18 protein-coding genes are annotated in these 17565 nt (G+C 56.5%); 15 read left to right on the top strand and 3 right to left on the bottom strand.

Annotation, left to right across the window (positions count from 1 at the left end; genetic code table 11):
• The 3 genes from recF to dnaA are packed head-to-tail and all read right to left on the bottom strand — an operon-like array spanning position 1 to position 3788.
• A complete protein-coding gene (gene recF, locus IB250_RS18675; RefSeq protein WP_008007898.1) occupies positions 1 to 1104 on the bottom strand; it encodes a DNA replication/repair protein RecF in 1104 nt (367 codons plus the stop codon).
• A 20-nt stretch (positions 1105 to 1124) separates the two neighbouring features.
• Entirely contained in the window at positions 1125 to 2228 is a 1104-nt protein-coding gene (gene dnaN, locus IB250_RS18670) for a DNA polymerase III subunit beta (protein ID WP_007903001.1), read from the bottom strand.
• Between the two features lie 39 nt (positions 2229 to 2267).
• Positions 2268 to 3788: a chromosomal replication initiator protein DnaA gene (gene dnaA, locus IB250_RS18665; protein WP_192345185.1), complete on the bottom strand. Its 1521-nt coding sequence runs from the start codon at positions 3786 to 3788 to the stop codon at positions 2268 to 2270.
• Between the two features lie 567 nt (positions 3789 to 4355).
• Here dnaA and rpmH point away from each other — a divergent pair.
• The 15 genes from rpmH (at position 4356) to atpA (ending at position 17546) form a co-directional block, all read left to right on the top strand.
• Positions 4356 to 4490 carry a 50S ribosomal protein L34 gene (gene rpmH / locus IB250_RS18660; RefSeq protein WP_003213577.1) on the top strand — a complete coding sequence of 45 codons (135 nt, stop codon included), beginning with the start codon at positions 4356 to 4358 and terminating at the stop codon, positions 4488 to 4490.
• 16 nt (positions 4491 to 4506) lie between these two features.
• Positions 4507 to 4908: a ribonuclease P protein component gene (rnpA, locus tag IB250_RS18655; protein WP_032830545.1), complete on the top strand. Its 402-nt coding sequence runs from the start codon at positions 4507 to 4509 to the stop codon at positions 4906 to 4908.
• Positions 4901 to 5146, top strand: coding sequence for a membrane protein insertion efficiency factor YidD (gene yidD, locus IB250_RS18650; RefSeq protein WP_052966011.1), 246 nt, complete (start codon positions 4901 to 4903; stop codon positions 5144 to 5146). Before rnpA ends, yidD begins: the two co-directional genes overlap by 8 nt.
• A gap of 2 nt (positions 5147 to 5148) precedes the next feature.
• On the top strand, positions 5149 to 6837 hold the full coding sequence (yidC, locus tag IB250_RS18645; RefSeq protein ID WP_192345184.1) for a membrane protein insertase YidC: 1689 nt from the start codon (positions 5149 to 5151) through the stop codon (positions 6835 to 6837).
• Between the two features lie 79 nt (positions 6838 to 6916).
• Positions 6917 to 8287, top strand: a complete 1371-nt coding sequence (gene mnmE, locus IB250_RS18640) for a tRNA uridine-5-carboxymethylaminomethyl(34) synthesis GTPase MnmE (RefSeq protein ID WP_123495590.1) — start codon at positions 6917 to 6919, stop codon at positions 8285 to 8287.
• Positions 8288 to 8838: 551 nt separating this feature from the next.
• Positions 8839 to 10731: a tRNA uridine-5-carboxymethylaminomethyl(34) synthesis enzyme MnmG gene (gene mnmG, locus IB250_RS18635; protein WP_192345183.1), complete on the top strand. Its 1893-nt coding sequence runs from the start codon at positions 8839 to 8841 to the stop codon at positions 10729 to 10731.
• On the top strand, positions 10728 to 11372 hold the full coding sequence (rsmG, locus tag IB250_RS18630; protein WP_038980416.1) for a 16S rRNA (guanine(527)-N(7))-methyltransferase RsmG: 645 nt from the start codon (positions 10728 to 10730) through the stop codon (positions 11370 to 11372). Before mnmG ends, rsmG begins: the two co-directional genes overlap by 4 nt.
• Positions 11373 to 11390: 18 nt before the next feature.
• On the top strand, positions 11391 to 12188 hold the full coding sequence (locus IB250_RS18625; RefSeq protein WP_008007890.1) for a ParA family protein: 798 nt from the start codon (positions 11391 to 11393) through the stop codon (positions 12186 to 12188).
• Positions 12189 to 12197: 9 nt separating this feature from the next.
• The gene (locus tag IB250_RS18620; protein ID WP_123495596.1) at positions 12198 to 13070 is read left to right on the top strand and encodes a ParB/RepB/Spo0J family partition protein; all 873 of its coding nucleotides are present in this window, start codon (positions 12198 to 12200) and stop codon (positions 13068 to 13070) included.
• A 148-nt stretch (positions 13071 to 13218) separates the two neighbouring features.
• Positions 13219 to 13626, top strand: a complete 408-nt coding sequence (locus IB250_RS18615; RefSeq protein ID WP_007903021.1) for a F0F1 ATP synthase subunit I — start codon at positions 13219 to 13221, stop codon at positions 13624 to 13626.
• Positions 13627 to 13642: 16 nt separating this feature from the next.
• A complete protein-coding gene (gene atpB / locus IB250_RS18610; protein WP_192345182.1) occupies positions 13643 to 14512 on the top strand; it encodes a F0F1 ATP synthase subunit A in 870 nt (289 codons plus the stop codon).
• A 133-nt stretch (positions 14513 to 14645) separates the two neighbouring features.
• On the top strand, positions 14646 to 14903 hold the full coding sequence (gene atpE / locus IB250_RS18605) for a F0F1 ATP synthase subunit C (RefSeq protein ID WP_002555987.1): 258 nt from the start codon (positions 14646 to 14648) through the stop codon (positions 14901 to 14903).
• A gap of 57 nt (positions 14904 to 14960) precedes the next feature.
• Positions 14961 to 15431, top strand: coding sequence for a F0F1 ATP synthase subunit B (locus IB250_RS18600; protein ID WP_063342029.1), 471 nt, complete (start codon positions 14961 to 14963; stop codon positions 15429 to 15431).
• Positions 15432 to 15443: 12 nt separating this feature from the next.
• On the top strand, positions 15444 to 15980 hold the full coding sequence (locus tag IB250_RS18595) for a F0F1 ATP synthase subunit delta (RefSeq protein ID WP_007903030.1): 537 nt from the start codon (positions 15444 to 15446) through the stop codon (positions 15978 to 15980).
• 21 nt (positions 15981 to 16001) lie between these two features.
• Positions 16002 to 17546, top strand: a complete 1545-nt coding sequence (gene atpA, locus IB250_RS18590) for a F0F1 ATP synthase subunit alpha (RefSeq protein ID WP_007903032.1) — start codon at positions 16002 to 16004, stop codon at positions 17544 to 17546.
• Positions 17547 to 17565 lie beyond the last annotated feature (19 nt).

Genomic DNA, 17565 nt, shown 5'->3' with positions numbered 1-17565 from the left:
TCACTCCCGATGGTCGTGGGTCTGGGTGATACGGCCCTGTTCCACGTGGAACAGAGCGACTGGCGTTTCCGTCTGCCAGCCTTCCCTCAATAATTCGTGATCTACACAGGTGATAAAGACCTGGCAGCGTAAGTCTTCCAGCAAGCGGCAAAGCGCGCGACGGTGGTGCTCGTCCAGTTCGGACGGCAGGTCATCCACCAGATAAATACACTGGCCGCGACGGGCCTGGCTAACCAAGTGCCCTTGGGCGATCCGCAATGCACAGACCACCAACTTCTGCTGGCCACGAGACAAGATGTCCGCGGCGTTATGTGCGCCCAATCTAAGACGCAAATCAGCGCGTTGTGGTCCGGCTTGGGTATGACCCATTTGCTGATCCCGCTGAAGGGACCCGGCGAGCACTGCACTCAACTCACGGTCTTTGTCCCAACCTCGGTAATAGCTGAGCGTTAAGCCCTCAAGCTCAACCAGCTCGCTCAAGGTCTGTTCAAAGACTGGTTTCAAGGCTTTGATGTAAGCGCGGCGGTATTCATCTATTTCAGCGCTGGCCTGGCACAGTTCCCTGTCCCAAACCGCTTGCGAAACGGCGTCAAGTGTACCATGTCGCAGCCAAGAGTTTCTCTGGCGCAAGGCCTTCTGCAAGCGCTGCCACGTGGACATGAATCGGGGTTCCACGTGGAACACGCCCCAGTCGAGAAACTGTCGGCGAATCTTCGGCGCACCTTCCAGCAGGCGGAAGCTGTCCGGGTTGATCAACTGCAACGGCAGGATCTCTGCCAGCTGCGCAGCACTTCGGGCGTTCTGCCCATCGATGCGGATCTGGAACTCACCCTGCCGGTCACGAGATATCCCCAACGCGCTGTGTCCACCCTCGGCCAGTTCGACCTGGCCAAACACCGTGCACGCCAATTGCTCGTATTGAATGACGGGTAATAGACGGCTGCTACGAAACGAACGGGCAAGCCCCAGCAGATGAATGGCTTCCAGAACACTGGTTTTGCCGCTGCCGTTGGCGCCGTAAAGAATGTTGATTCGGGGGGAAGGGGAGAAGGTCACCGGGTGCAGATTACGCACCGCGGTGACCGAGACGCGACTTAAGGACATCTAGGTTCTGCTGAGCATGTTTACAGACGCATCGGCATGACAACGTAAGCCGAGTCGTCGTTGTCGGACTCTTGTACCAGCGCACTGCTGTTGGAGTCGGACAGAATCAAGCGAACCTGCTCTGTGGTCATCACGCCCAGTACGTCGAGCAGATAGCTCACGTTGAAGCCGATTTCCAGAGAGCCGCCGTTGTACTCAACGCCCACTTCTTCTTCCGCTTCTTCCTGCTCCGGGTTGTTCGCCTGGATCTTCAGCTGACCATTGGCCAGTTGCAGACGGATGCCACGGTACTTCTCGTTGGACAGAATCGCGGTACGGCTGAACGCCTCACGCAATGCCTGACGATCGCCGAGTACCAGCTTGTCGCCGCCTTTAGGCAGAACACGCTCGTAGTCAGGGAATTTACCGTCGACCAGTTTCGAGGTGAAAGTGAACTCGCCGGTGGTGGCGCGAATGTGGTGCTGGCCCAGCACGATGCTGACATTGCCGTCCGGTTCAGTCAGCAGACGCGCCAGCTCAAGGATACCCTTGCGTGGCACGATCACCTGATGACGATCCGGCTGACCGATATCGGCCTGCATCGAACACATGGCCAGACGGTGACCGTCGGTGGCCACAGCGCGGATAATCCCGGCCGAGACTTCCAGCAGCATGCCGTTGAGGTAGTAGCGTACGTCCTGCTGCGCCATCGCGAAGCTGGTGCGTTCAATCAGACGACGCAGTTTGCTTTGCTCAAGGCTGCAGGTCAGCGAGCCTGGGCCTTCTTCCACCGTCGGGAAGTCATTGGCTGGCAGGGTCGAAAGGGTGAAGCGGCTTCGGCCGGCCTTCACCACGAGCTTCTGCTCGTCGACCTTGATGTCGATCAGCGCATCGTTCGGCAAGCTCTTGCAGATGTCCATCAGCTTGCGCGCAGGCACAGTGATGGAACCCGGGTCCGCAGGCTCTTCGAGTTGTACACGACCGACCAGCTCGACTTCCAGGTCGGTACCGGTCAGCGACAATTGCTGGCCTTCGACAACCAGCAGCACGTTGGAGAGCACCGGCAAGGTCTGTCGGCGCTCGACGACGCCTGCGACCAGTTGCAGGGGTTTCAACAGGGCTTCGCGTTGAATGGTGAAATGCATGGTCTAGTCCCTTGCCTTAATAAGCTGCGCTGGTGTTCATCAAGTAGTCAGTGTACGCAGCAGGTTCTTATAGTCCTCGCGGATGTCCGCGTCGGATTCCTTAAGCTCGTTGATCTTGCGGCAGGCGTGCAAAACAGTCGTGTGATCGCGGCCGCCAAACACATCGCCGATTTCCGGCAGGCTGTGGTTGGTCAATTCCTTGGACAACGCCATGGCGACCTGACGCGGACGTGCTACCGAGCGTGAACGACGCTTGGACAGCAAGTCGGAGATCTTGATCTTGTAATACTCGGCGACGGTGCGCTGAATGTTATCCACAGACACCAGTTTGTCTTGCAGCGCCAACAAGTCTTTCAGGGATTCGCGAATCAGCTCGATGGTGATATCGCGGCCCATGAAGTGCGAGTGGGCGATCACGCGTTTGAGCGCGCCTTCCAGTTCGCGGACGTTGGAGCGAATACGCTGGGCAATGAAGAACGCCGCGTCGTGTGGCAGATCGACTTTGGCCTGGTCGGCCTTTTTCATCAGGATCGCCACGCGGGTTTCCAGCTCCGGCGGCTCGACGGCAACCGTCAGGCCCCAGCCGAAACGTGACTTCAGGCGTTCTTCAAGGCCTTCGATTTCTTTCGGATAGCGGTCACTGGTAAGAATGACCTGCTGGCCACCTTCAAGCAGGGCGTTGAAGGTGTGGAAAAACTCTTCCTGGGAACGTTCCTTGCGGGCGAAGAACTGAATGTCATCGATCAGCAACGCATCCACCGAGCGGTAGAAGCGCTTGAACTCGTTGATCGCATTCAGCTGCAAGGCCTTGACCATGTCCGCGACGAAACGCTCGGAATGCAGGTACACAACCTTGGCATTCGGATTCTTCTTTAACAGGTGGTTACCCACAGCGTGCATCAAGTGGGTTTTACCCAAGCCGACCCCGCCATAAAGGAAGAGCGGGTTATAGCCGTGCTTGGGGTTGTCCGCCACCTGCCAGGCCGCAGCCCGGGCCAGTTGGTTGGACTTGCCTTCGACGAAGTTCTCGAAGGTAAAGGTGCGGTTCAGGTAACTGGTGTGCTTGAGCGCGCCTTCCACCTGCACCGTCCGCTGTTCGGAGCGAACCGGGGCTTGTTGCGAACTGGCGCCTGCCATTGGATCGAAGCTGTCGCGAGACGGCTCTTCACTGACCTCAGCTACTTTTTGTGTCGCACGTTTGGTCGATGCAGCTGCCGGGGCTGGCGCCGGAGCGCTGACAGGCGCTTGAGCGGCCTGAGCCTGAGACGCCGCGGCGGCCAATGGAGCATTAGGTGCCGCACGCGGTGCCGAACTGCGTTTGCTGCCTATTAATAAGGAGAGCGCCGGCGCCAGGCCATTGCCATGCTCATCGAGCAGTTCAAGGACGCGCCCCAGGTACTTTTCATTGACCCAATCGAGAACAAAACGATTCGGCGCGTAGACACGCAGCTCGTCGCCTTCGGCTTCGACCTGTAGTGGACGGATCCAAGTGTTGAATTGTTGGGCAGGCAGCTCATCGCGCAAAAGGTCTACGCACTGCTGCCAAAGTTCCACTGACACGGATATCCCCTAAGTTGAAAGCCGGTGAGGCAAAAACAAGCGGTCATTGTAGCGACCAGTCGTCCACTTATCCACATGCAGGTTGCGCACAGGACATGATTTATCAATGCGTTAACCTTTGAAAAGAAGACCAACGGTATGTGCATAAGCTCTGTGGATAACCGCCCATGAGGGCACTGGACAAGTGGGGGCGAAACTCGGTGGATAACCTGCCTGTGGATAACTGGCCTTTCCACACACAGCTTATCCGATAGCGCAGCACAGGCTGACCACCGTTTTCCACCGTAGTTGTCATTCTCTGTACATCACGGTTTAGAAGGGCTAAAGACAGTTATCCACAGATGAACGTGCCTCTAGCTTTTATAAGCTTTACAGAAAAGCTTTAAATAATTCCCTTCTTTATTTCTATATCTGGCGAACGACCTTCGCCGGGTAAATCGTCTGGAGATCTATTTATAAGGAAACGCTGGTTGGAAATTGACCTAGAGGCTTGCTTTCTCTAGAATCCCCGGTCTCTTAAAACGGGGGCCATTCCGGCCCGTTGTGGACGAACCAGGTAACACGACAATGAAACGTACTTTCCAACCAAGCACTATCAAACGCGCTCGTACCCACGGTTTCCGTGCTCGCATGGCTACCAAGAACGGTCGTGCCGTTCTGTCGCGTCGCCGCGCCAAAGGTCGTGCGCGTCTGGCAGTTTGATAAGCCGGCACTGGAGGTGAGTCAGGACTTCAGTCGGGAAAAGCGTCTGCTTACCCCCCGGCATTTCAAGGCAGTCTTTGACTCCCCTACCGGCAAGGTTCCGGGGAAAAATCTCCTGCTCCTTGCGCGCAATAACGATCTTGATCACCCCCGTCTCGGGCTGGTTATCGGGAAAAAGAGCGTAAAGCTCTCCGTCGAGCGCAATCGCCTCAAACGTCTGATGCGCGAATCGTTTCGCCTGAACCAGGATTTACTGGTCGGTTGGGACATCGTTATCGTCGCGCGCAAAGGTTTGGGTGACGTAGAAAGCCCCGAATTGATTCAGCATTTCGACAAACTCTGGAAACGTCTGGCACGCAGCAAGCCGGTACCAGCAGTCAAAACCGAAACTGTAGGGGTAGACAGTACCGATGCGTAAACTGGCACTCGTTCCGATCCAGTTTTATCGCTATGCCATCAGTCCCCTGATGGCCAGTCACTGTCGTTTCTACCCCAGTTGTTCCTGCTACGCGTATGAAGCCATAGAAAATCATGGCCTTCTGCGCGGTGGCTGGCTGACCTTTCGTCGTTTAGGTCGCTGTCATCCGTGGAATCCCGGTGGTTATGACCCGGTTCCATCTATCCCTACCTCCCGTTCTTCTTCGATGGCCGAGTAATCATGGATATCAAACGCACGATCCTGATCGTCGCCCTGGCAATCGTGTCCTACGTTATGGTCCTTAAATGGAACCAGGACTATGGTCAGGCTGCCCTGCCGACTCAGAATGTTGCTTCCAGTACTACCGCACCGGGCCTACCGGATACGGCGACTGGCAATAATGCTTCTGTCAGTGACGACATCCCACGCGCCACAAGCGATACCAGTGCAACTGCACCTGCTGAAACACCAGTAGCTGCAAGCAAAGACCTCATCCAGATCAAAACGGATGTGCTCAACCTGGCAATCGACCCACAAGGTGGCGATGTTGCCCAGTTGACGTTGCCACTGTATCCACGTCGTCAGGATCATCCGGAAATTCCATTCCAGCTGTTTGATAACGGCAACGAGCGGACTTATCTGGCTCAGAGTGGCCTGATCGGCACCAACGGTCCGGATGCAAGTCCTGCCGGTCGTCCGGTTTACTCCTCCGAGAAGAAGATTTATCAACTGGCTGACGGTCAAGACCAATTGGTTGTTGACCTGAAGTTCAGCAAGGACGGTGTCAACTACATCAAGCGTTTCACGCTGAAACGTGGCCTGTATGACGTAACCGTTTCCTACCTGATCGACAACCAGAGCGCTCAGCCCTGGTCCGGTGCAATGTTCGCGCAATTGAAGCGTGATGCCAGCTCCGATCCTTCTTCCAGCACCGCCACCGGCACCGCGACTTACCTGGGTGCCGCCCTGTGGACAAGTAACGAGCCGTACAAGAAAGTGTCGATGAGCGACATGGACAAGGCTCAGCTGAAAGAAACCGTCACCGGTGGTTGGGTTGCCTGGTTGCAGCACTACTTCGTGACTGCGTGGATTCCGGTCAAGGGCGAAAACAACATCGTCCAGACCCGTAAAGACAGCAAAGGCAACTACATCATCGGCTACACCGCCCCGGCAATGACTGTCGCGCCAGGTGCAAAAGCCGAAACCAGTGCCGTTCTGTACGCAGGTCCGAAAAGCCAGGCTGTCCTGAAAGAGTTGTCCCCAGGTCTGGAACTGACCGTCGACTACGGCATTCTGTGGTTCATTGCCCAGCCAATCTTCTGGTTGCTGCAACATATCCACGCGCTGGTCGGTAACTGGGGCTGGTCGATCATCTTCCTGACCATGCTGATCAAGGGGATTTTCTTCCCTCTGTCGGCAGCCAGCTACAAATCCATGGCGCGCATGCGTGCAGTGGCACCGAAACTGGCCGCGCTGAAAGAGCAACATGGCGACGACCGGCAGAAAATGTCGCAAGCCATGATGGAGCTGTACAAGAAAGAGAAGATCAATCCGCTGGGTGGCTGCTTGCCAATCCTGGTGCAGATGCCGGTTTTCCTTTCGCTGTACTGGGTTCTGCTGGAAAGCGTGGAAATGCGCCAAGCGCCGTTCATGCTGTGGATTACTGACCTGTCGATCAAGGATCCGTTCTTCATTCTGCCGATCATCATGGGTGCAACCATGTTCATCCAGCAGCAGTTGAACCCGACTCCTCCGGATCCGATGCAGGCGAAGGTCATGAAAATGATGCCAATCATCTTCACCTTCTTCTTCCTGTGGTTCCCGGCGGGTCTGGTGCTGTACTGGGTTGTGAACAACTGCCTGTCCATCGCCCAACAGTGGTACATCACGCGTAAGATCGAAGCGGCTACCAAAAAAGCCGAGGCGTAACTTACTCTGTGGATAACCACTCAAAACGCCCCCTAGTGGGGCGTTTTGCTATCTGTCACTTTTGTCTGGATACCGGTTTATGAGCGTTCCTCGTGAAACCATCGCTGCCGTCGCCACCGCTCAAGGTCGCGGCGGGGTGGGCATCGTCCGTATTTCCGGGCCGCTGGCGAGTCTGGCGGCCAAAGCCATCAGCGGCCGTGAATTGAAACCGCGGTTTGCCCATTACGGCCCATTCCTCAGTGCAAACGAAGAGGTGCTGGACGAAGGCATCGCGCTTTATTTCCCTGGACCGAACTCGTTCACCGGCGAAGATGTGCTTGAACTGCAGGGCCACGGCGGGCCGATCGTTCTGGATATGCTGCTCAAGCGTTGCCTGGAACTTGGCTGTCGTCTGGCCCGGCCGGGTGAATTCAGCGAGCGTGCCTTCCTCAACGACAAGCTCGATCTGGCTCAGGCCGAAGCCATTGCCGACTTGATCGAGGCAAGTTCTGCACAGGCGGCACGAAATGCCCTGCGTTCGTTGCAGGGGGCGTTTTCCCAGCGTGTGCATAACCTCACCGAGCAACTGATAGGCCTGCGTATTTACGTCGAAGCAGCCATCGACTTCCCCGAAGAAGAAATCGACTTCCTCGCCGATGGTCATGTCCTGAGCATGCTCGACAAAGTGCGCGACGAATTATCCACAGTGCTGCGTGAAGCCGGGCAGGGGGCCTTGCTGCGTGACGGCATGACCGTGGTGATCGCCGGCCGGCCGAATGCCGGCAAGTCCAGCCTTCTGAATGCCTTGGCCGGACGCGAAGCCGCGATCGTGACCGAGATTGCCGGCACGACCCGGGATATTCTTCGCGAACATATCCACATTGATGGCATGCCGTTGCACGTGGTCGACACTGCCGGCTTGCGCGACACCGATGATCAGGTGGAAAAAATTGGCGTCGAACGGGCATTGAAAGCTATCGGCGAGGCAGATCGGGTCTTGCTGGTGGTCGATGCCACAGCTCCCGAGGCCCTTGATCCCTTTGCCTTGTGGCCTGAATTCCTCGAAACCCGCCCGGACCCGGCAAAAGTTACCCTTATCCGCAACAAGGCTGACCTGACGGGGGAAGCGATTGCCCTGGAGGTCAGTGGCGATGGCCATGTCACAATCAGTCTCAGTGCCAAATCCGCTGGCATGGGACTGGAACTGTTACGCGAACACCTCAAGGCCTGCATGGGTTACGAGCAAACCTCCGAAAGCAGCTTCAGTGCTCGCAGGCGTCACCTGGAGGCACTGCGTCATGCGAGTGCGTCCCTTGAGCATGGCCGTGCGCAGCTGACGTTAGCGGGTGCTGGTGAACTGTTGGCCGAAGATTTGCGGCAGGCGCAGCAGTCTTTGGGCGAAATCACCGGCGCATTCAGCTCCGATGATCTGCTGGGAAGGATCTTTTCCAGCTTCTGTATCGGTAAATAGTCCCTTCCGCAGTTCACAGACAGGCCATTCGGGCCTGTCTGTTCTCTCCTTTCTGAAATTTTTTCCCAGTGCCGAAGCAGATTCTTCGCTTGAGCGGATTCCCCTTGCCCGGGATTTGCTCATTCGGCGGCTTTTCTGTGGATTAAGCCCTGTGAATAAGTGCCGCTAAGGGCAGTTGATAACAGGGCCTCAAAACTGAAGATAACCACCTCTGTGGATAACAACCCCTTTCATCCACAGGCTTACACCGGTTATCCAAGGGCCTCCTTGGTACATGACCACAGGGTTTTGAATCGCTGTACATATTGAAAATAAAGGGCTGTAGCAATCTATCCACAGAAAGGTGGCTCAGTAGAAATAAACATAAAAACAAAGATTTAATAAATTTCTCTCTTTTTAATTTCTATAACCCCGACTTCTCCACAGCTGGTTAAATTTTGTGCAAAGGGTTCTTTAGGAAGGGCGAAGTCCCTATACTTGCCGACCAGGTCCAAAAACCTGAGCTCAAACTATTTCCGGATTACCTGACTGAAGCAGGCACGAGGTGCGTGGTGGATTTCCCTTCCCGTTTTGAAGTGATCGTCATCGGCGGCGGTCATGCCGGTACCGAGGCAGCACTGGCGTCAGCACGTATGGGGGCAAAAACCCTGTTGCTGACGCATAACGTGGAAACCCTCGGTGCCATGAGTTGCAACCCAGCCATTGGCGGGATCGGCAAAAGCCATCTCGTTAAAGAAATCGATGCCCTGGGCGGCGCGATGGCCATGGCTACCGATAAAGGCGGTATTCAGTTTCGCGTATTGAACAGCCGCAAAGGCCCAGCCGTGCGTGCAACCCGCGCTCAGGCAGATCGAGTTCTGTACAAGGCCGCTGTCCGCGAAGCTTTGGAAAACCAGCCGAACCTGTGGATATTTCAACAGGCTGCTGACGACCTGATCGTCGAGCAGGAACAAGTGCGCGGTGTTGTCACCCAAATGGGCCTGCGTTTCTTCGCAGATTCCGTGGTGTTGACCACCGGCACCTTCCTCGGTGGACTTATCCACATCGGCATGCAGAATTATTCCGGCGGTCGCGCCGGTGATCCGCCGTCGATTGCCCTCGCTCATCGTCTGCGTGAACTGCCATTGCGTGTCGGTCGCCTGAAAACCGGTACGCCGCCGCGTATTGACGGTCGCTCTGTGGATTTCTCGGTGATGACCGAGCAAGCGGGGGATACACCGATTCCGGTGATGTCGTTCATGGGTTCCAAAGAGCAGCATCCGAAACAGGTCAGCTGCTGGATTACCCACACTAACGCCCGTACTCACGAAATCATTGCTTCGAACCTTGATCGTTCGCCGATGTATTCCGGCGTGATCGAAGGCATCGGCCCGCGTTATTGCCCATCGATCGAAGACAAGATCCACCGCTTTGCCGACAAGGAAAGCCACCAGGTCTTCATCGAGCCGGAAGGTCTGACCACCCACGAGCTGTACCCGAATGGGATATCCACATCCTTGCCGTTCGATGTGCAATTGCAGATCGTGCAATCGATCCGTGGCATGGAAAACGCGCACATCGTTCGTCCGGGCTACGCCATCGAGTACGACTACTTCGACCCGCGTGACCTGAAGTACAGCCTGGAAACCAAAGTGATCGGCGGTCTGTTCTTCGCCGGGCAAATCAATGGCACCACCGGTTACGAAGAAGCCGGCGCCCAGGGTTTGCTGGCCGGAGCCAACGCCGCACTGCGCGCCCAAGGCAAAGATGCCTGGTGCCCGCGTCGTGACGAAGCGTATATCGGCGTTTTGGTCGATGACCTGATTACCCTGGGAACCCAGGAACCGTATCGGATGTTCACGTCCCGCGCCGAATACCGTTTGATCCTTCGCGAAGACAACGCCGACCTGCGCTTGACCGAAAAAGGTCGCGAGTTGGGTCTGGTGGATGACGTGCGTTGGGCCGCGTTCTGCAAAAAACGCGAAAGCATCGATCTGGAAGAGCAACGCCTGAAAAGTACTTGGGTTCGCCCGGGCACGGAGCAGGGCGATGCGATTTCCGAGAAATTCGGTACGCCGCTAACCCACGAATACAATTTGCTCAACCTGCTGAGCCGTCCGGAAATCGACTACGCTGGTCTGATCGCTGTGACCGGTGGGGGCGCAGAAGATCCACAGGTCGCCGAACAGGTCGAAATCAAGACCAAATATGCCGGTTACATCGATCGTCAACAGGATGAAATCGCGCGTCTGCGAGCCAGCGAAGACACCAAACTGCCTGTGGATATCGATTACACGAACATCTCCGGGCTCTCGAAAGAGATCCAGAGCAAGCTCGGCGTGACCCGTCCAGAGACCCTGGGCCAGGCGTCGCGTATTCCGGGGGTGACCCCGGCAGCGATTTCGCTGTTGATGATTCATTTGAAAAAACGCGGCGCGGGCCGTCAGTTGGAGCAAAGCGCTTGAGTTCGTTGGTCACCTCGCAACACGCCGAAGAGTTATCCACAGGTGCTCGCCAGCTCGGTGTCAACCTGACGGAAGCCCAGCATGCACAGCTGCTGGGTTATCTGGCCCTGTTGATAAAATGGAACAAGGCCTACAACCTCACGGCCGTGCGTGATCCGGACGAAATGGTTTCACGGCATTTGCTCGACAGCCTGAGCGTTATGTCCTTCATCGAAAACGGCCGTTGGCTGGATGTGGGCAGTGGCGGCGGCATGCCAGGGATTCCCCTGGCGATCCTGTTTCCCGAGTCGCAAGTGACCTGCCTGGACAGCAACGGCAAGAAAACCCGCTTCCTGACCCAGGTCAAACTCGAACTCAAACTGGATAACCTGCAAGTTATCCACAGTCGCGTCGAAGCCTTCCAACCTGAACTGCCATTCAACGGGATCATTTCCCGGGCGTTCAGCAGCATGGAGAACTTCAGCAACTGGACTCGCCATTTGGGCGACGCCGAAACACGTTGGCTGGCAATGAAGGGCGTTCATCCCGCTGATGAGCTGGTAGCATTGCCGGCAGACTTCCACCTCGATAGCGAACACGCCCTGGCCGTACCCGGTTGCCAAGGCCAACGCCATCTGCTGATACTGCGCCGCACGGCATGATTGGGAACACAAGCAAGAATGGCTAAGGTATTCGCGATAGCGAACCAAAAGGGCGGTGTGGGCAAGACCACCACCTGCATCAACCTCGCAGCTTCCCTGGTCGCTACCAAGCGTCGGGTGCTGTTGATCGATCTCGATCCACAGGGCAACGCCACCATGGGTAGCGGTGTGGATAAACACGGCCTGGAAAACTCGGTCTACGACCTGCTGATCGGCGAATGCGATCTGGCCCAGGCCATGCACTATTCCGAGCATGGCGGTTATCAATTGCTGCCGGCCAACCGCGACCTGACCGCGGCCGAAGTCGTTCTGCTGGAAATGCAGATGAAGGAAAGTCGTCTGCGCAGTGCGTTGGCGCCGATCCGTGAAAACTACGATTACATTTTGATCGACTGCCCGCCGTCGCTGTCGATGTTGACGCTCAATGCGCTGGTTGCCGCCGACGGGGTGATTATCCCCATGCAGTGCGAGTACTTCGCGCTTGAAGGGTTGAGCGACCTTGTGGATAACATCAAGCGCATTGCCGAACTGCTGAACCCGAACCTGAAAGTCGAAGGCCTGTTGCGAACCATGTACGACCCGCGCCTGAGCCTGATGAACGACGTATCGGCGCAGCTCAAGGAACACTTCGGCGATCAGCTCTACGACACCGTCATTCCACGCAACATCCGCTTGGCCGAAGCGCCAAGCTATGGCATGCCGGCGCTGGCGTACGACAAATCATCGCGGGGCGCGATTGCTTATCTGGCATTGGCTGGCGAGATGGTTCGCCGTCAGCGCAAAAACTCACGCATCGCCGCTGCTCAGGCAACTTAAGGAATCCCCATGGCCGTCAAGAAACGAGGTCTCGGACGTGGACTGGATGCACTGCTGAGTGGTCCGACTGTCAGCTCGCTGGAAGAGCAAGCGGTACAAGCCGATCAGCGTGAGCTGCAGCACCTGCCCCTGGACCTGATCCAGCGTGGCAAGTACCAGCCGCGTCGGGACATGGATCCTCAGGCGCTGGAAGAGCTGGCGCAGTCGATCAGGGCCCAGGGCGTGATGCAGCCGATCGTGGTGCGCCCGATCGGCAGCGGGCGCTTCGAAATCATCGCCGGCGAACGCCGCTGGCGTGCCAGCCAGCAGGCTGGCCAGGAAACCATCCCGGCAATGGTTCGCGATGTGCCGGATGAAACTGCCATCGCCATGGCGCTGATCGAGAACATCCAGCGTGAAGACCTCAATCCGATCGAAGAAGCGGTGGCCTTGCAGCGTTTGCAGCAGGAATTCCAGCTGACTCAGCAACAAGTTGCCGAGGCTGTGGGTAAGTCCCGCGTCACCGTGGCCAATCTGTTGCGTCTGATTGCGCTGCCGGAAGTCATCAAGACCATGCTGTCTCACGGCGACCTGGAAATGGGTCATGCCCGTGCCTTGCTCGGTTTGCCGGAAAATCAACAAGTTGAAGGGGCGCGACACGTTGTCGCACGGGGGCTGACTGTGCGCCAGACTGAAGCACTGGTTCGCCAGTGGTTGAGTGGCAAACCGGAGCCTGTGGAACCGGCAAAACCGGACCCGGATATCACCCGACTCGAGCAGCGTCTGGCCGAGCGCCTAGGCTCTGCGGTGCAGATCCGCCACGGAAAGAAGGGTAAGGGGCAGCTGGTGATCGGCTACAACTCTCTTGATGAGCTTCAAGGTGTGCTCGCACACATCCGCTGAAACAATTCCTCATGTAGCGTGAAGTCGGAAATCACTACCTGACAGTTGAATAGGGGCAGAACCGCCCCTATACTCTGCGCGCATTTTGTCGGCACAAATTATGCCAAGTTATTGAATTCTGGCAGCCGACCATTGGGGAGCAAAAGAGATGGAAAACCGCACGCCAGACCGCTTGCCGTTCCATCGCCTGGCAGTTTTTCCGGTGTTAATGGCTCAATTTGTCGTTTTGCTGATTGCCGCTTTGGCGCTCTGGCAATGGCATGGAGTCGTTGCCGGGTACTCGGGGCTCTGCGGAGGCCTGATAGCCTTGCTTCCCAATATTTATTTCGCTCACCGGGCATTTCGGTTTTCCGGCGCCCGAGCAGCTCAAGCCATCGTCCGGTCTTTTTATGCCGGCGAGGCGGGCAAACTGATTTTGACGGCAGTGCTGTTTGCATTGACGTTCGCAGGTGTGAAGCCATTGGCGCCGTTAGCAGTATTCGGCGTCTTCGTGCTGACCCAACTGGTTAGCTGGTTCGCTCCCCTGCTAATGAGAACAAGACTTTCGAGACCTTAGGGCGTTTGAGGCAACCATGGCAGAGACAACCGCTTCGGGCTATATCCAGCACCACTTGCAGAACCTGACCTTCGGTCAGCATCCAACTGGCGGGTGGGGTTTTGCCCACACCGCAGCAGAAGCCAAAGAAATGGGCTTCTGGGCTTTCCACGTCGATACGCTCGGCTGGTCGGTCGCGTTGGGTCTGATTTTCGTTCTTCTTTTCCGCATGGCGGCAAAGAAGGCGACTTCCGGTCAGCCTGGCGGCCTGCAGAACTTCGTCGAGGTTCTGATCGAGTTCGTCGACGGCAGCGTGAAAGATACTTTCCACGGCCGTAATCCATTGATCGCGCCATTGGCCCTGACGATTTTTGTCTGGGTGTTTCTGATGAACGCCGTCGACCTGGTACCGGTTGACTGGATTCCGAAGCTGGCTGCCATCATTACCGGCGACCCGCATCTGGTCTTCCGTGCCGTTCCTACCACTGACCCGAATGCGACCCTGGGTATGTCCCTGTCGGTATTCGCGTTGATCATTTTCTACAGCATCAAGGTCAAGGGCATCAGCGGTTTCATTGGCGAACTGACCCTGCACCCGTTCGGCAGCAAGAACATCTTCGTTCAAGCCCTGCTGATTCCGGTGAACTTCCTGCTTGAGTTCGTGACGCTGGTGGCCAAGCCAATCTCTCTGGCACTGCGTCTGTTCGGCAACATGTACGCCGGCGAGCTGGTCTTCATTCTGATTGCTGTGATGTTCGGCAGCGGTCTGCTCTGGCTTAGCGGCCTGGGCGTAGTTCTGCAGTGGGCGTGGGCTGTGTTCCACATCCTGATCATCACCCTGCAGGCGTTTATCTTCATGATGCTGACCATCGTCTACCTGTCGATGGCGCACGAAGAGAACCATTAAGACCAGTCTCGACTAGTCTGATGTCCCACCCGGTAAAACGGGTGGGTGCCCGAACAGGGCTATGAAACGATTTGTTTTACCGCTTTAAAATCTAAAAAACCTAAACCATACGACGTAAAAGTCGGGAGGAAAGATGGAAACTGTAGTTGGTCTAACCGCTATCGCTGTTGCACTGTTGATCGGCCTGGGCGCACTGGGTACCGCAATTGGTTTCGGCCTGTTGGGCGGCAAGTTCCTGGAAGGCGCAGCGCGTCAGCCAGAAATGGTTCCAATGCTGCAAGTCAAAATGTTCATCGTTGCCGGTCTGCTCGACGCCGTAACCATGATCGGTGTTGGTATCGCTTTGTTCTTCACCTTCGCGAACCCATTCGTTGGTCAACTCGCTGGCTAATCACTCGAACCTTCGAGTTGATTGGTGTGATGTGCAACGAACGAGCGAGGTGTTGGCGTGAACATTAATGCAACCCTGATTGGCCAGTCCGTTGCGTTCTTCATTTTTGTACTGTTTTGCATGAAGTTCGTGTGGCCTCCGGTCATCGCGGCTTTGCACGAACGTCAGAAGAAGATCGCGGATGGACTGGACGCTGCCAGCCGAGCAGCTCGCGACCTGGAGTTGGCCCATGAGAAAGTGGGTCAGCAACTGCGCGAAGCGAAAGCTCAGGCAGCTGAAATCATTGAGCAAGCCAAGAAACGCGGTAATCAGATCGTTGACGAGGCTGTTGAAAAAGCCCGTATCGACGCTGACCGTGTGAAGGTACAGGCTCAGGCCGAGATCGAGCAGGAACTGAACAGTGTCAAAGACGCGCTGCGTGCCCAACTGGGTGCACTGGCTGTCGGCGGCGCCGAGAAGATCCTGGGTGCCACAATCGATCAAAACGCGCACGCGGAGCTGGTAAACAAACTGGCTGCTGAAATTTAAGCGAGGGCGATCATGGCAGAATTGACCACGTTGGCCCGACCTTACGCTAAGGCAGCCTTCGAGCACGCCCAGGCCCACCAGCAACTGGCCTCTTGGTCAGCCATGCTCGGCCTGGCTGCAGCAGTGTCGCAAGACGACACCATGCAGCGCGTGCTCAAGGCCCCGCGACTGACGAGCGCAAACAAGGCCGCCACGTTTATTGACGTGTGCGGCGACAAGTTTGATGCCAAGGCACAGAACTTCATTAACGTCGTTGCCGAAAACGACCGTCTCCCGCTTTTGCCGGAGATATCCGCTCTGTTCGACCTGTACAAGGCTGAACAAGAGAAGTCGGTAGACGTTGAAGTGACCAGTGCTTTTGCATTGAACCAAGAACAGCAAGACAAACTCGCCAAGGTTCTCAGTGCACGACTCAACCGGGAAGTGCGCCTGCAAGTCGAGGAAGACAAATCCCTGATTGGGGGCATTGTCATCCGCGCCGGCGACCTGGTTATCGATGGCTCGGTTCGCGGCAAACTCGCGAACCTTGCCGAAGCATTGAAATCTTGAGTTTGAAGGGGCAGCAGAGCAATGCAGCAACTCAATCCTTCCGAAATAAGTGAAATTATCAAGGGCCGCATCGATAAGCTCGATGTGACCTCTCAAGCCCGTAACGAAGGCACTGTCGTCAGCGTATCTGACGGTATCGTGCGGATTCACGGTCTGGCCGACGTCATGTACGGCGAGATGATCGAGTTTCCGGGCGGCGTCTTCGGTATGGCTCTCAACCTTGAGCAAGACTCTGTAGGTGCCGTTGTATTGGGCTCCTACCAGTCTCTGGCTGAAGGCATGAGCGCCAAGTGCACCGGCCGCATCCTCGAAGTTCCGGTTGGTAAGGAACTGCTGGGTCGCGTAGTCGACGCACTGGGTAACCCAGTTGACGGCAAAGGTCCGCTGAACAACACCGAGACCGATGCGGTCGAGAAAGTTGCTCCAGGCGTGATCTGGCGTAAGTCGGTAGACCAGCCTGTACAGACTGGCTACAAGGCTGTCGATGCCATGATCCCTGTCGGCCGTGGCCAGCGTGAGCTGATCATCGGTGACCGTCAGATCGGTAAAACCGCTCTGGCGATCGACGCGATCATCAACCAGAAAGACAGCGGCATTTTCTGTGTCTACGTAGCCATCGGTCAGAAGCAATCGACCATCGCCAACGTGGTTCGCAAGCTGGAAGAAAACGGCGCACTGGCTAACACCATCGTCGTGGCGGCGAGCGCTTCGGAATCTGCAGCACTGCAGTTCCTGGCTCCGTACTCCGGTTGCACCATGGGTGAATTCTTCCGCGACCGCGGTGAAGACGCGCTGATCGTTTATGACGATCTGTCCAAGCAAGCAGTGGCTTACCGCCAGATTTCCCTGCTGCTGCGCCGTCCACCAGGCCGTGAAGCTTACCCAGGCGACGTGTTCTATCTCCACTCCCGTCTGCTGGAGCGCGCATCCCGCGTTTCGGAAGAGTACGTAGAGAAGTTCACCAACGGCGCAGTGACCGGCAAAACCGGTTCCCTGACCGCACTGCCGATCATCGAAACCCAGGCTGGCGACGTTTCCGCGTTCGTTCCGACCAACGTGATTTCCATCACCGACGGTCAGATCTTCCTGGAATCGGCCATGTTCAACTCCGGGATCCGTCCTGCAGTGAACGCCGGTGTTTCGGTATCCCGTGTGGGTGGTGCCGCTCAGACCAAGATTATCAAGAAGCTCTCCGGTGGTATCCGTACCGCTCTGGCTCAGTACCGTGAACTGGCGGCATTCGCCCAGTTCGCTTCTGACCTGGACGAAGCGACCCGTAAGCAACTTGAGCATGGTCAGCGCGTTACCGAGCTGATGAAGCAGAAGCAATACGCACCAATGTCGATCGCTGACATGGCGCTGTCGCTGTATGCCGCTGAGCGTGGGTTCCTGACTGACGTCGAAATCGCCAAGATCGGCAGCTTTGAACAAGCGCTGATTGCTTTCTTCAACCGCGATCACGCCGAATTGATGGCGAAGATCAACGTGAAGGGTGACTTCAATGACGAAATCGACGCTGGCATGAAAGCCGGTATCGAGAAGTTCAAGGCCACCCAAACCTGGTAAGCCGCAGCGGGAGCCGCAA

Source organism: Pseudomonas sp. PDM09 (assembly GCF_014852305.1).
Taxonomy (GTDB): Bacteria; Pseudomonadota; Gammaproteobacteria; order Pseudomonadales; family Pseudomonadaceae; genus Aquipseudomonas.
This window is presented reverse-complemented; position numbering and strand designations above follow the sequence as displayed.

Coding starts and splice junctions, on each gene's coding strand:
- recF (WP_008007898.1), bottom strand. CDS start 1,104: ATGTCCTTAAGTCGCGTCTCGGTCACCGCGGTGCGTAATCTGCACCCG.
- dnaN (WP_007903001.1), bottom strand. CDS start 2,228: ATGCATTTCACCATTCAACGCGAAGCCCTGTTGAAACCCCTGCAACTG.
- rpmH (WP_003213577.1), top strand. CDS start 4,356: ATGAAACGTACTTTCCAACCAAGCACTATCAAACGCGCTCGTACCCAC.
- yidD (WP_052966011.1), top strand. CDS start 4,901: ATGCGTAAACTGGCACTCGTTCCGATCCAGTTTTATCGCTATGCCATC.
- yidC (WP_192345184.1), top strand. CDS start 5,149: ATGGATATCAAACGCACGATCCTGATCGTCGCCCTGGCAATCGTGTCC.
- mnmE (WP_123495590.1), top strand. CDS start 6,917: ATGAGCGTTCCTCGTGAAACCATCGCTGCCGTCGCCACCGCTCAAGGT.
- IB250_RS18625 (WP_008007890.1), top strand. CDS start 11,391: ATGGCTAAGGTATTCGCGATAGCGAACCAAAAGGGCGGTGTGGGCAAG.
- IB250_RS18620 (WP_123495596.1), top strand. CDS start 12,198: ATGGCCGTCAAGAAACGAGGTCTCGGACGTGGACTGGATGCACTGCTG.
- IB250_RS18615 (WP_007903021.1), top strand. CDS start 13,219: ATGGAAAACCGCACGCCAGACCGCTTGCCGTTCCATCGCCTGGCAGTT.
- atpB (WP_192345182.1), top strand. CDS start 13,643: ATGGCAGAGACAACCGCTTCGGGCTATATCCAGCACCACTTGCAGAAC.
- atpE (WP_002555987.1), top strand. CDS start 14,646: ATGGAAACTGTAGTTGGTCTAACCGCTATCGCTGTTGCACTGTTGATC.
- IB250_RS18595 (WP_007903030.1), top strand. CDS start 15,444: ATGGCAGAATTGACCACGTTGGCCCGACCTTACGCTAAGGCAGCCTTC.
- atpA (WP_007903032.1), top strand. CDS start 16,002: ATGCAGCAACTCAATCCTTCCGAAATAAGTGAAATTATCAAGGGCCGC.